Here is an 11845-nt window from a genome sequence, read left to right as displayed (position 1 = left end):
GCTGCCGCCTCAGCATTGGGTGAGGCTCAGCACATTGCCGTCTGGGTCGTTGAACCAGGCGACCTTGGCGATGCCGTCGGGCGCGGTCCAGATGCCCAGCGCATCCTGGCCGAAGCCCTCGTAGATCGTCGGGGTCACACCGCGCTCAATCAGCGCCTGCATGGTCGCAGCGATGTCATCCACCATCCACCCCAAAGCGGGATGGGGTGCGGGCTGATAATCCTGCAACTCGGTAATACGCAGCACCGCGCCCGGCAGATCGAACACCGCGGCAAAGCCATCGTCCGCCACGAATGGCAGGCCAAGGACATCACGATAGAAAGGCTCGCTCGCCGCGCGGCTGGCGGTGTTGATGAAGGTGACGGGCTTGGCACTGGACAGCGGCATGGTCATGACCCCCTCAAATGGTGTGGTGACGCGACTCGTATTGCTTTGGCCAAGGTTATCATCGCGCCGGGTCAAAATCCATGCAGCGGCTTGACCGGGCGTGGCCGGGGCGGGCATCAGGCACCCCATGACCACCCCTGCCCCCGTAGTTCCGCAGATCCGTCCCGCCTGGCGCGACGCGCTGGCCGACGAATTTGCCGCGCCCTACATGGCCGAGCTGAAAGCCTTCCTGCTAGAGCGCAAGGCGGCAGGCGCCAGGATCTTTCCGCCGGGCAGCCAGTGGTTTCGCGCGCTCGACCTGACCCCGCCTGACAGCGTTCGCGTGGTCATTCTGGGGCAGGATCCGTATCACGGCCCCGGACAGGCGCATGGGCTATGCTTCAGCGTCCAACCAGGGGTGCGGCCGCCGCCTTCTTTGATCAACATCTACAAGGAGCTGGAGCGTGACCTTGCGATCATGCCCCCCGCGCACGGGTTTCTAGAGCCCTGGGCGCGCCAGGGCGTGCTGTTGCTCAACGCGGTGCTGACGGTGGAAATGGGCGAGGCAGGCTCGCATCAGGGACGCGGCTGGGAGCGCTTCACCGATGCGGTGATCGCGCGCGTCAATGCGCAGCAGCAGCCGGTGGTGTTCCTGCTGTGGGGCAGCCATGCGCAGAAAAAGGCTGGGAATGTCGATGCGCGGCATCTGGTGCTGAAAGCCCCGCACCCCTCGCCTCTCTCGGCGCATCGCGGCTTTCTGGGCTGCGGTCATTTCGGCAAGGCCAACGCGTTTCTGGAAGCAGCCGGGCGCAACCCGATCGACTGGCAGCTACCGCACCAGCCCGTGCCCAGCTAAAGCGCTCGCGATCAGGCCGCGGTGCGCACCCGAAGCGTCGCGACCGCGCCGAACAGCATCAGCACGCCCGCCAGCAGGATGGCGTTGCGCGGATCGGACCCCAGCAGCGGCGCATAGATCAGCGGCATGGTCATCGTCTCGATCAGCATCGGCACCACAATGAACATGTTGAAGATGCCCATGTACACGCCGGTCCGCTCGGGCGGGATGCAATCGGCCAGCATCACATAGGTGTTGCCCATCATCCCGGCCCAGCCCAGGCCGATGCCGATCATCGGCACGAACATCGCGGCGCGGCTGTCGAGCATCGGCAGCGACATCATCGCGATTCCCGACGCGACGAGGCACGCGGCGTGCACCGGCTTGGCGCCCAGCCGCCGGACGACAGGGATCAGCGCCAGCGCGCCGATAAAGGCGACGGCGTTATAGGCCACGCCCATCTGCTGCGCGGTGAGCGAGGCGGAGATGAAATCCGCATTCGCGCCGGCCGATCCGCGTTCCCCCCCCGGAAACAGCGTGCGCGACACCGAGAGCGAGATGAACTGCCAGTAGACGAACATCGCATACCATTGGCACAGCATCGCCCAGGCCAGCTGGCGCATCGGCCTGGGCATGGCGATGAAGGCATCGCGGATCTCTGCCAGCGCGGCGCCTGCCCCCATCGGCTTGGCGGCCATCTCGGCGAGCTCCGCCTCGGTCAGCTTGAGTTCGGGCACGCGCACTACTGACCAGACGATGGTGGAAATCGACAGGATCGCGCCGAACACGAAGGCGATCCGGACGATCACCGGGATGCCGTTGATGTCTACGAGGTTCTGGCTGATGCCGAACCCGACCAGCAGGCTGGGGGTGGCATAGGACAGGCACTGGGCAAGGCCCGTAAACGCGCTCTGGATCAGAAAGCCCGCGGGCCGCTGCCCCGGTTCGAGCCGGTCGGCGATATAGGCGCGATAAGGCTCCATGGTGATATTGTTGCCCGCATCGAGCAGCCACAGCAGGCTCGCGGCCATCCACAATGCGCTCGAATAGGGCATCAGGAACAGGCACAGCGAACAGATCACCGCACCGATCAGAAAATACGGCGTGCGCCGCCCCAGCCTGGAATTGGTGCGATCGGACAGCGCGCCGACGATCGGCTGGATCAGCAGCCCGGTCATCGGTCCTGCCAGCCACAGCAGCGGCATGGTCGCCTCGTCAGCGCCCAGAAAGGTGTAGATCGGCGTCATGTTGGCCTGTTGCAGGCCGAAGCTGAACTGCAGCCCGAAAAAGCCGAGGTTCATCTCGACGATCCGCGGCAGCGACAGCCGAGGCGCCCGGAAGGGTGCAGCGTCATGGCTGGCGGATGGTGCTTGCACGGCGCTGGTCATGACGTGGTCCTCGATCCTGGGGGCGTCTTTGCCTTGCGCCTTGGGCGTTATGCTAATAGGCGCGCTGGCACTTTGGCAAGCTTTTTTGCAATCGTTTGCAACTAACTGTTGCAAACGATTGCAGGTGTGCATAGCATAGATAGCTGCAGCCGGAGTACCGGCCAGTTCAGGAGAGGTATCATGTCGATTTTGAAAGCCCTGCGCGTTCGCAGCGCCTATGCGGCACTGGCCGTTGCCACCGCCACTGCAATCACCCCCACAGCCTTTGCCCAGGACGCTTCGTCAGCCGATGATGCCGATTCGGGTGACGTGATCGTCGTCACTGCGGTGGCGCGCGGCGCCAATGTGCTCGACAGCTCGATCTCGGTGAGCTCGCTCAGCGCCGAACAGATCGCCACGACTGCACCGCGCAGCGCGGCGGAAATCTTCCGCAACATCCCGGGCATCCGCTCGGAAGCATCGGGCGGCGAAGGCAATGCCAACATCGCGGTGCGCGGCCTGCCGATCGCATCGGGCGGCGCCAAGTTCCTGCAGCTGCAGGAGGACGGCCTGCCGATCCTCGAATTTGGCGACATCACCTTCGGCAACTCGGACATCTTCCTGCGCGCCGATCTCAACATCGCGCGTGTCGAGGCGATCCGCGGCGGCAGCGCCTCGACCTTCGCCTCCAACTCGCCCGGCGGCGTGATCAACATGATCTCCAAAACCGGCAAGGACCAGAATGGCGGCACCATCCAGGCGACGCTGGGCCTCGACTATGACGAGAAGCGCTTCGATTTCGATTATGGCGGCAGCCTGGGGCAGGACCTGTATTTCCACATGGGCGGCTTTGTGCGCCAGGGCGAAGGCCCGCGCGATATCGGCTATGACGGCAACCGCGGTGGCCAGATCAAGGCCAACATCACCAAGGAGTTCACCGGCGGCTATATCCGCGTCTATGCCAAGTATCTGGACGACCGCGCCGTCGGCTATCTGCCCAATCCGGTGCGGGTGACCGGAACCAACGGCAACCCCAATTATTCCAACGTCCCCGGCTTCGACATCAGCTCGGACAGCCTGCACTCGCGCTTCTTCCAGTCGGCGCTGACGCTCGACGGCAACAACCAGCCGCGCCGGTACGACATCACCAACGGCCAGCGCCCCCTGGTCAAGGCATTCGGCTTTGAAGGCGAGTTCGAGATTGCCGATGGCTGGAAGGTCACCAACCGCTTCCGCTTCTCCGATGTCTCGGGCGGCTTCACCTCGCCCTTCCCCGGATCGTTCGATACCGCCGCCAACACCGCGGCTGCCCTTGGCGGCGCGGGCGCGCGGCTGGTGTTCGCCAATGGAACGCAGGCAGGGCAGAACGTGCCCGGCGGCTCGCTGGTCGCCAGCGTCGTGCTGTTCAACACCCGGCTGAACAGCCTCGACAACATCACCAACGATCTGCGCGTGACCGGTGATTTCGATCTGGGCGGCGGCACCGCCACGCTGACCGCGGGCTTCTACAAGTCGCGCCAGGACATCAACACCGACTGGCTGTGGACCTCGCATCTACTCGAGGTGCGCGGTGGCGGCGATGCGGCGCTGATCGACGTGGTCAACGCCGCTGGCACCCGGCTGTCCGACCGCGGCACGGTGGCCTATGGCGCGAGCTTCTTCGGCGGATGCTGCCGGCGCAGCTATGATCTGCAATATGATACCAACGCGCCGTTCGCATCGCTCTCGCTCGAGTTCGACCGGCTGACGCTCGATGGCAGCATCCGCTATGACTTTGGCGATGCTTCGGGCCGCACCTTCGGCGCGGACCTGGGCGGTGGCCGCGTCGGCACGACCGCGTTCGATTTCAACCGCAATGGCGTGATCAGCGCTGCCGAGGCGCAGACATCGACCATCCCGCTCGGCGCGCCCGCGCTGGTCGATTACAGCTATGACTATTTCAGCTATTCGTTCGGCGCGAACTATCGCTTCTCCGACGATCTGGCGGCGTTCGCGCGCTACAGCAAGGGCGGCCGTGCCAACGCCGACCGTCTGCTGTTCAACAACGACAACGTCAACTTCGTCACCGGCGATATCCGCAACGAAGGGATCGCGGTCGACTTCGTCAAGCAGGCCGAAGCCGGGATCAAGTACCGTGCGGGCGGGCTCGCGGTCTATGCCACGGCTTTCTACGCCGAAACCGAGGAAACCAACTTCGAGGCAACCACCCGCCAGACCTTCGACCGCGTGTTCAGGGCCAAGGGTCTCGAGGTCGAGGCATCGTACCGCACCGGTGGCTTCACGATGAGCGCCAGCGGCACCTATACCGATGCCGAGATCAACCGCGACCGCATCAACCCCGCCAACGAAGGCAACACCCCGCGTCGCCAGGCCGATTTCATCTATCAGCTGAGCGGCCAGTACGAACAGGATATGTTCTCGCTCGGCGCCAATCTGGTGGGCACCACCGACAGCTTTGCACAGGACAACAACCTGCTGGTGCTGCCGGGCTTCACGCAGGTGAACGCGTTCGTCGCGGTGCGCCCGATCGAGCGGGTGCAGCTGTCGATCAACGCCAACAACCTGTTCGACACGCGCGGCTTCACCGAGGCCGAGGAAGGTGCGATCCCGGCCAACGGCTTCGTCCGCGCGCGTTCGATCAACGGCCGCACCATCTCCGCCACGCTGCGTTACGACTTCTGACTCAACGCATGACGACCGCCTGGACCGCCGCGCATGTCACCGCCATCGCCGATCAGCCCCTGCCCGCGCTAGGGTTGATCGGCGAGGCCGAGGCGGCGCGGATCCTGCCCGACCTGCTGCTGTGGGACATGTGGCCGCTGCAGCAGGCAGACGGGTCGATGGCGCAGGTCAACGGCGGCACTGTGTGGATGGTGCTGGCTGCACCCGACCGGAGCGATCCAGCGCTGCGCCATTTCGAGGCGAAAATCCGGCTGCTTCACCTGGACTCAGCGGGCTGGCATGATCTGGGCGACCTGCTACCGCCGGGGCTTGGCGATCACGAGCGGGAATGGTCGGGCTCTGCTGTGCTCGAGGGCGACCGGGTCACGCTGTACTTCACCGCAGCAGGGCTGGCGAAACGCCCCGGCGGCTATCAGCAGCGGCTTGTCGAAACGACCGGCACGCTGCAAAGTGATGGCCGCATCACCGGATGGACCCCGGTACGCGAGATCTTCGCCGCCGATGGCGCGATGTATCTGGTCGCCGACCGGCACGACGGCGCCCCCGGCACGGTCAAGGCCTTCCGCGACCCTGCCTTCTTCATCGATCCGGCCGATGGTGCGCGCTACATCGTTTTCACCGCGACGCTTGCGACATCGAGCGCCGCATATAACGGTGCGATCGGGCTGGCACGGCAGGATGCCGAGGGCGGCTGGCAGCTTCTGCCCCCGATCATGCACGCCGACACGCTGAACAACGAGCTTGAACGCGCCCAGATCGTCGCGCATCAGGGGCTGTATTATGTCTTCTGGTCCACCCAGCGCAGCGTGTTCGCTCCCGATGGCCCCAGCGGCCCCACCGGCTTTTACGGCATGGTGGCAGAGCAGCTTTGCGGCCCCTGGCGCCCGCTCAACGGCACCGGGCTGGTGATCGCGAACCCCGATGCCGAGCCCATGCAGGCGTTCAGCTGGTTCGCCAGCGCCGAACTGCTGGTGTGCAGCTTTGTCGATCACTGGGGCCTGAAGGGCCGCAACCCGGCAGAAAACGCCTTTGTCGCCGCCGAGACCTTTGGCGCGACGCCTGCGCCTATGGTGCGCATCGCGCTCGACGGCGACACCAGCCGGATCGTCGAAAGCTTTGCCATGGACCAGTTGCATGCCCGCTGACCGGCCGCTGCTGGGCGCGATCGAGGCCGGCGGCACCAAGTTCGTGCTCGGCGTAGGCCATGGGCCCGATGCTGTGATCGACCAGCTGCAGATCGCGACACGCGATCCTGAGACCACGCTTGCCGAAACCAACGCCTTTTTCGAACGGCATGCAGGGCTGGCCGCGATCGGCATCGGCTCGTTCGGGCCGCTCGAGCGCGATACCCGCTCGCCGAAATGGGGCCATATCCTCGCCACGCCCAAGCTGGGCTGGAGCGGGTTCGACCTTGCCGGAACCGTGGCGCGCGCCAATGGCGTTCCGATCGCATTCGATACCGATGTCAACGCCGCCGCGCTGGCCGAAGCACGGCTGGGCGCAGCGCGCGATACCGGGGTCAGCGTCTATGTCACCATCGGCACCGGAATCGGCGGCGGTGTGATCGCCGATGGGCAGATCGTCGGCGGAACGGGCCATCCCGAGCTTGGCCATATGCGCCCGCGGCGCAATGCCGACGACCATGGGTTTGATGGGATATGCCCGTTCCACGGCGACTGCCTGGAAGGGCTGGCGAGCGGCCCTGCAATTCTGGCGCGCTGGGGCGAGACCCTGTCGCACCTTCCACCCGATCATGCCGCGCACGGCATCATCGCGGGCTACCTTGCCGAGATGTGCAACACGCTGCGCGCCGCGCTCGCGCCCGATGCCATCGTGCTGGGCGGCGGAGTGATGGCAACGCCCGGGCTGTTCGAGCGCGTGGTGGCCGCTGCGCATGCCAGCGACGGCGGCTATTTTGCGCTGCCGGCAGCCGAGGTGATCCGCCGCCCTGCCCTGGCCCCGACATCGGGGCTGGCAGGCGCATTTCTGCTGGCGGCGGATCTCCTGTAAGCGAATTCAGTCAGTTTCGGCGGGAGCAAGCTTGTCCTGCGTCCGCAGTTCGAAGTCGCTGGCATCGTGCCGTTCGCGCAGCTGCTCGCTCAGATCATCGCCCCATGTCCGGTTGACGATCTTGCCGCGCTTCACCGCGGGCCGCTCGCCGATCTGGTCGGCCCAGCGCAGCAGATGCGGATAGTCCTGCGCCTGCAGGAACTCGGCCGCGTTGTACACCGCGCCGCTCGCCACGCCGCCATACCAGGGCCAGATGGCGATATCTGCGATCGAATACTCGCTGCCTGCCAGATATTCGTTATCCGCCAGATGCCGGTTGAGCACGTCGAGCTGGCGCTTGGTCTCCATGGTGAAGCGATCGATGCAATATTCGATCTTGATCGGCGCATAGGCATAGAAATGGCCGAAGCCGCCGCCGAGATAGGGCGCGCTGCCCATCTGCCAGAACAGCCAGTTCAGCGCCTCGGTCCGCCTGGCCGGGTCGGTGGGCAGCAAAGCACCGAACTTTTCCGCAAGATACAGCAGGATCGATCCCGATTCGAACAGCCGGACGGGTTCGGGCGCGCTGTGGTCCATCAGCGCGGGGATCTTGCTGTTGGGGTTGATCGCGACGAAATCGCTGCCGAACTGGTCGCCGCTGCGGATATCGATCATCCACGCATCATATTCGGCGCCCGAATGGCCCGCTGCGAGCAGCTCCTCGAGCATCACCGTGACCTTGACGCCGTTGGGCGTCGCCATCGAATAGAGCTGCAGCGGATGCTTGCCGACCGGCAGCGTCTTGTCGTGAGTCGCGCCCGCGATCGGCCGGTTGATGTTGGCAAAGGCGCCGCCATTGTCCTTGTCCCAGGTCCACACGGCAGGCGGGGTATAGTCGGCAGGGAAATTGGTCATGGGCTGGGCTCCGCAGCTGAGAGTGAGCGAGGAAGTGAGTCCCGACCCATATCAGCCCGGATCGGCCCGCAATCAACCGGAGCGCAACAAAAAAGGGCGACCATTGCTGGCCGCCCTTTTCCGAATCAGTACCTGATCTCTTCCGAAGAAGGGCTCAGGGGCTGTTGGGCTCATCATCATCAGCGATGATGATGATGCCGCCGATCACGGCGGCAGCGGCCACGACACCAATGATGATGCCGGTGCTGCCCTCTGCGTCGCTCTCTTCGCTCGAAGCGCTGACGCGGGCTGCGGAAGTCGCAGCCTGTGCCAGAACCGGAGCGCCGACCATCGTGGTCAGAGCAAGCGCAGCCAGTGCGGTCTTTGCAAGTTTCATAAATAGTCCCTTCAGACGTGCTGCTAGCAATCGCCGTATTCCACAGGATGTTAGCAAATGCAACATGCGTTGAGCGCAATTTGGACCAATTTCATCGCTCTTTTCAGGCGCTTCCCCGCAAGCCGGGGGCACGGAATTCCGCAATTAACGGCATTTGTAACCGTATTGCAGGGCCCATATCACGGCATCAATCGCCACAAGGCAATCGCCGCCTGCGATTCGCACAGCGCGAATCACCCGTATCGCGCAAGTGGACCGGAAGTGACGCGGTTGACGGGCATCATGGCCTCGTCTCACCGCGAGGTCTAGACCGACGCTTCCGCAAGCGCCGCAAGCTGGTCCGCGACCGCCGACCAGCCTGGCTCGAACCCCATGTCGCGGTGACGCTCCATTGCTTCCCGCGTCCAGTGCTGCGCGCTGGCGGTATAGCGGGTGTCCTCGCCTTCGGGGGCAATCGCGATGGTGCCGACCATGAAGGCCTCCTGCGGCACCCATCCTGCGCGGAAGGCATCGGTGAAAACGAATCGCACCTGCGGAACAACCTCCAGAAACACTCCTTCACTTTCATGCCGCTCGCCATCCGGGCCGTGCATGATCGTCGCCATGCGGCCGCCCGATCGCCAGTCATATTCGACGACCTCGGTTCGCCAGGGAACCGGGCACCACCACTCTTCCAGCCTCTGCGTGATGATGTCCCACACTGTTGCGGGCGGCGCGGCGATGAAACGGGTAACGCTGAGGGCGTGAGCATCGGTCATGAACGGGTTTCTCCAGCAGAAAGGCTCAGTCGCGCTCGGGCGCACCGAGCGGAAACAGCGGTCGATACGGCCGCGCTTCGTCCACCGCGCGGGCAAACGAGGGCCGCGCCAGCAGCCGCGCCCGATAGGCATGCAGCGCCTGCAGCCCGGCGGGGATCTGGTGCGACCAGTCAGCATAGAACAGGGCCGGCGCCGCGCCGCAATCGGCAAGGGTAAAGGCATCACCGGCAGCCCAGACCCGGTCCTGCATTCTGGCGTCGAGCCAGCGATATATTTCATCGAGCATCGCCCTGGCATCGGCCAGCCCGGCAGGATCGCGGGCATCGGCAGCGCGCATCGCATCGGAGACAACCTTCTGCTGCGGGGTCATGACATAATTGTCGAAGATGCGGTCCATCATCCGCACCTGCAGCGCCGCAGCCGGATCGGCGGGGATCAGCGGGGTGGTGCCGGGGTGGGCGATGCCGAGATATTCGATGATCGTGCTCGCTTCCATCACGACGCGATCGCCCTCGCGCAGCAACGGAAACTTGCCCAGCGGCCAGAGCGCAGCCAGCGCAGCACCATTGTCGGGATGGACCGGGCCGAGCATCCGCAAGGTGAATGGCGTCGCGTTCTCGTAAAGGGCCACCAGCACCTTCTGGCAATAGGACGAGAACGGGTGCGCAAAAAGCTCGATGGTCACGCTGCGGTCGCCTGGTTGCGCTGCCCCACGAGCGAGAAGGGCGCACCTTGCGGATCGATCCCGGTGATGATGAAATCGCCGCCGGGCACTTCCGAGGGGCCGAAAAGCACGTGCCCTCCTTTCGCGCTGGCGGTCGCCGCAGCAGCGTCGATATCGGCGACCCGGAAGTAACAGGACCAGCAGGCGAAAGGCATTTCGGGTGGCTTGGTCATCATCGCGCCGATGACGCTGCCGTGGCGGATAAATTCATACGACCCCATCGCGCCCATATCCATCTCGCCGTCCTTCACCCAGCCAAAGGTCTGCGTGTAGAACGCCATCGCGCCCGCCTGATCGGTGGTAGCGAGCTCGTTCCACGCGCAATGGCCGACGCGCGGCATGTCAGCGGCGAAGGCCTGGCTGGTTTCGCCCGATGTGTCCTGCATGATGTAGAACACGACGCCCTGAGGATCGGCGACCAGCGCGAAGCGCCCGGTGCCGGGAATGTGCTGCGGGCCCATGTGCAACGCGCCGCCCGTTGCCGTGATCGCGCCGATCGCCGCATCGATGTCGTCGACCGCGATGTAACCGAGCCAGCCGGGCTGCGCTCCGCCCTGCTGCATTGCGGGCGTCAGCGCCAGAAAGCCGCCAATCTGCTCGCTGCCGGCGGAAAAGAAGCGGTAGTCCATATCGGGCTGGCTCGACGCTGCGAAGGTCCACCCCAGAAGCGCGCCATAAAAGGCGCTCGCCCCCTCGATGTCGGGGGTCATCAGCTCGTACCAGACGAACTCTCCATGCGGATTGGTCATGGCTGGGCTCCTTCAGGCGGTCATGTCGACGACGGGGACGAAACCGCCGAAGATCAGGCGCTTGCCATCGAACGGCATCGGGTTCTTGGCCGGGTCCATGCGCGGGTCGGCCTTGGCGGGATCGGTCATCATCTCGGTCATCCGCGCCATGGCAGCGTCGCGCGTCGCCTTGTCGGGCCATTCGATCCAGCTGAACAGCACGCTCTCGTCGCTCTCGGCCTTTACCGCACGGCGGAAGTCGGTGGTGTGACCGTCGGGAACGTCGTCGCCCCAGCATTCGACCACGCGCAGTGCGCCCAGCTCGATAAACACCGCATCGCCCATGCGCGCGTGCGCGATGAACGCATCGCGGTTAGCGGTGGGGCAAGCGATCACAAAGCCATCGATATAGGTCATGGGGTCTCTCCGTGCTGTGTTGGCGATGGGGGTCCGTCGCCGAAGGCGGCCAATTGCGCCGCGAGCGCGCGGCCAAAGGCTGGGCGCGCTGTGGCGCGCGCCAGATAGGCGGCGAGCACCGGACGTTCGGTCAGCAGGTCGGTATCCTGCGCCTCGCGCAGTACCGTCACCATCGCGATATCGGCGATACTGAACTGGCCCGTCAGCCATTCTCGGTCCCCCAGAGCGGTGGCCAGCCTGTCGAGCCGACCGCCGATAAACGCCATCAGCGATGGTCGCCTGAGCTCGGCCCAAGGCTCACCTGCGGCGAACAGGGTGACGGTGCCGAGCTCGAACATCATCGGCTCTACGCTGTTGAACGCCGCAAACAGCCAGGACAGGGTATCGGCGCGCAGCTGCGGATCGACCGGCAGCAGATCGGGGTGCCTCTCTCCCAGATGCAGCAGGATCGCACCCGATTCGAACAGCCGGATGCCTGCGTCGTCGATCACCGGCACCTGCCCCCATGGCTGGTCACGAAAATGCTCGGCGGGCCGTTTGACCGCGCTGATCAGCCGTTCGGCATAAGCGAGGCCGATCTCTTCACACGCCCAGCGGGGGCGCAGATCGCGGACGAAACCGCGCGCGAAATCGGGCACCCAGTCGAACGCGGTGATCACCAGGCTGGCTTGCGGATCGACAGCCATGA

13 protein-coding genes are annotated in these 11845 nt (G+C 64.9%); 4 read left to right on the top strand and 9 right to left on the bottom strand.

Annotation, left to right across the window (positions count from 1 at the left end):
* Positions 1 to 9 precede the first annotated feature (9 nt).
* Complete coding sequence (locus B5J99_RS07805) at positions 10 to 393, bottom strand: VOC family protein (protein WP_245991801.1); 384 nt, start codon at positions 391 to 393, stop codon at positions 10 to 12.
* A gap of 121 nt (positions 394 to 514) precedes the next feature.
* Between B5J99_RS07805 and ung the strand changes: the two genes are divergently transcribed.
* Complete coding sequence (gene ung / locus B5J99_RS07800) at positions 515 to 1222, top strand: uracil-DNA glycosylase (protein ID WP_117352078.1); 708 nt, start codon at positions 515 to 517, stop codon at positions 1220 to 1222.
* Between the two features lie 11 nt (positions 1223 to 1233).
* Here the strand turns inward: ung and B5J99_RS07795 are convergent, their stop codons facing one another.
* Entirely contained in the window at positions 1234 to 2589 is a 1356-nt protein-coding gene (locus tag B5J99_RS07795; RefSeq protein WP_245991798.1) for an MFS transporter, read from the bottom strand.
* 180 nt (positions 2590 to 2769) lie between these two features.
* On the opposite strand from B5J99_RS07795, the gene B5J99_RS07790 reads away from it, so the two are divergent.
* Genes B5J99_RS07790 through B5J99_RS07780 form a run of 3 tightly spaced genes read left to right on the top strand, consistent with a single transcriptional unit; the run spans position 2770 to position 7260 of the window.
* Complete coding sequence (locus tag B5J99_RS07790) at positions 2770 to 5250, top strand: TonB-dependent receptor (RefSeq protein WP_117352077.1); 2481 nt, start codon at positions 2770 to 2772, stop codon at positions 5248 to 5250.
* Between the two features lie 8 nt (positions 5251 to 5258).
* Positions 5259 to 6395 (top strand): glycoside hydrolase family 68 protein, encoded by a 1137-nt coding sequence (locus tag B5J99_RS07785; RefSeq protein WP_117352076.1) that lies wholly within the window; start codon positions 5259 to 5261, stop codon positions 6393 to 6395.
* Complete coding sequence (locus B5J99_RS07780) at positions 6385 to 7260, top strand: ROK family protein (RefSeq protein ID WP_117352075.1); 876 nt, start codon at positions 6385 to 6387, stop codon at positions 7258 to 7260. Before B5J99_RS07785 ends, B5J99_RS07780 begins: the two co-directional genes overlap by 11 nt.
* 6 nt (positions 7261 to 7266) lie before the next feature.
* Here B5J99_RS07780 and yghU read toward each other — a convergent pair whose 3' ends face one another.
* From yghU to B5J99_RS07745, 7 genes are all read right to left on the bottom strand, one after another.
* Positions 7267 to 8154 (bottom strand): glutathione-dependent disulfide-bond oxidoreductase, encoded by an 888-nt coding sequence (gene yghU / locus B5J99_RS07775; protein WP_069051381.1) that lies wholly within the window; start codon positions 8152 to 8154, stop codon positions 7267 to 7269.
* A gap of 154 nt (positions 8155 to 8308) precedes the next feature.
* Positions 8309 to 8530, bottom strand: coding sequence for a hypothetical protein (locus tag B5J99_RS07770; protein ID WP_054135431.1), 222 nt, complete (start codon positions 8528 to 8530; stop codon positions 8309 to 8311).
* A gap of 305 nt (positions 8531 to 8835) precedes the next feature.
* Complete coding sequence (locus tag B5J99_RS07765; protein ID WP_117352074.1) at positions 8836 to 9288, bottom strand: SRPBCC domain-containing protein; 453 nt, start codon at positions 9286 to 9288, stop codon at positions 8836 to 8838.
* 25 nt (positions 9289 to 9313) lie between these two features.
* Positions 9314 to 9973, bottom strand: coding sequence for a glutathione S-transferase family protein (locus B5J99_RS07760; protein WP_117352073.1), 660 nt, complete (start codon positions 9971 to 9973; stop codon positions 9314 to 9316).
* Positions 9970 to 10761 (bottom strand): VOC family protein, encoded by a 792-nt coding sequence (locus B5J99_RS07755; protein WP_117352072.1) that lies wholly within the window; start codon positions 10759 to 10761, stop codon positions 9970 to 9972. The genes B5J99_RS07760 and B5J99_RS07755 overlap by 4 nt, the downstream gene beginning before the upstream one ends.
* A 12-nt stretch (positions 10762 to 10773) precedes the next feature.
* Positions 10774 to 11157, bottom strand: a complete 384-nt coding sequence (locus tag B5J99_RS07750; protein WP_054135427.1) for a DUF1428 domain-containing protein — start codon at positions 11155 to 11157, stop codon at positions 10774 to 10776.
* A complete protein-coding gene (locus tag B5J99_RS07745) occupies positions 11154 to 11843 on the bottom strand; it encodes a glutathione S-transferase family protein (RefSeq protein ID WP_117352071.1) in 690 nt (229 codons plus the stop codon). Before B5J99_RS07745 ends, B5J99_RS07750 begins: the two co-directional genes overlap by 4 nt.
* Positions 11844 to 11845: the final 2 nt, after the last annotated feature.

This window comes from Blastomonas fulva, from assembly GCF_003431825.1.
GTDB classification, from domain to species: domain Bacteria; phylum Pseudomonadota; class Alphaproteobacteria; order Sphingomonadales; family Sphingomonadaceae; genus Blastomonas; species Blastomonas fulva.
Note: the sequence above shows the minus strand (reverse complement) of the source record. Positions and strands in the feature narration are given on the sequence as shown.

Excerpts from the sequence above, each read along its gene's own strand:
- B5J99_RS07765 (WP_117352074.1), bottom strand. The coding sequence starts at position 9,288 with ATGACCGATGCTCACGCCCTCAGCGTTACCCGTTTCATCGCCGCGCCG.
- B5J99_RS07785 (WP_117352076.1), top strand. The coding sequence starts at position 5,259 with ATGACGACCGCCTGGACCGCCGCGCATGTCACCGCCATCGCCGATCAG.
- B5J99_RS07795 (WP_245991798.1), bottom strand. The coding sequence starts at position 2,589 with ATGACCAGCGCCGTGCAAGCACCATCCGCCAGCCATGACGCTGCACCC.
- B5J99_RS07780 (WP_117352075.1), top strand. The coding sequence starts at position 6,385 with ATGCCCGCTGACCGGCCGCTGCTGGGCGCGATCGAGGCCGGCGGCACC.
- B5J99_RS07750 (WP_054135427.1), bottom strand. The coding sequence starts at position 11,157 with ATGACCTATATCGATGGCTTTGTGATCGCTTGCCCCACCGCTAACCGC.
- B5J99_RS07790 (WP_117352077.1), top strand. The coding sequence starts at position 2,770 with ATGTCGATTTTGAAAGCCCTGCGCGTTCGCAGCGCCTATGCGGCACTG.
- B5J99_RS07745 (WP_117352071.1), bottom strand. The coding sequence starts at position 11,843 with ATGGCTGTCGATCCGCAAGCCAGCCTGGTGATCACCGCGTTCGACTGG.
- B5J99_RS07755 (WP_117352072.1), bottom strand. The coding sequence starts at position 10,761 with ATGACCAATCCGCATGGAGAGTTCGTCTGGTACGAGCTGATGACCCCC.
- ung (WP_117352078.1), top strand. The coding sequence starts at position 515 with ATGACCACCCCTGCCCCCGTAGTTCCGCAGATCCGTCCCGCCTGGCGC.
- B5J99_RS07805 (WP_245991801.1), bottom strand. The coding sequence starts at position 393 with ATGACCATGCCGCTGTCCAGTGCCAAGCCCGTCACCTTCATCAACACC.
- B5J99_RS07770 (WP_054135431.1), bottom strand. The coding sequence starts at position 8,530 with ATGAAACTTGCAAAGACCGCACTGGCTGCGCTTGCTCTGACCACGATG.
- yghU (WP_069051381.1), bottom strand. The coding sequence starts at position 8,154 with ATGACCAATTTCCCTGCCGACTATACCCCGCCTGCCGTGTGGACCTGG.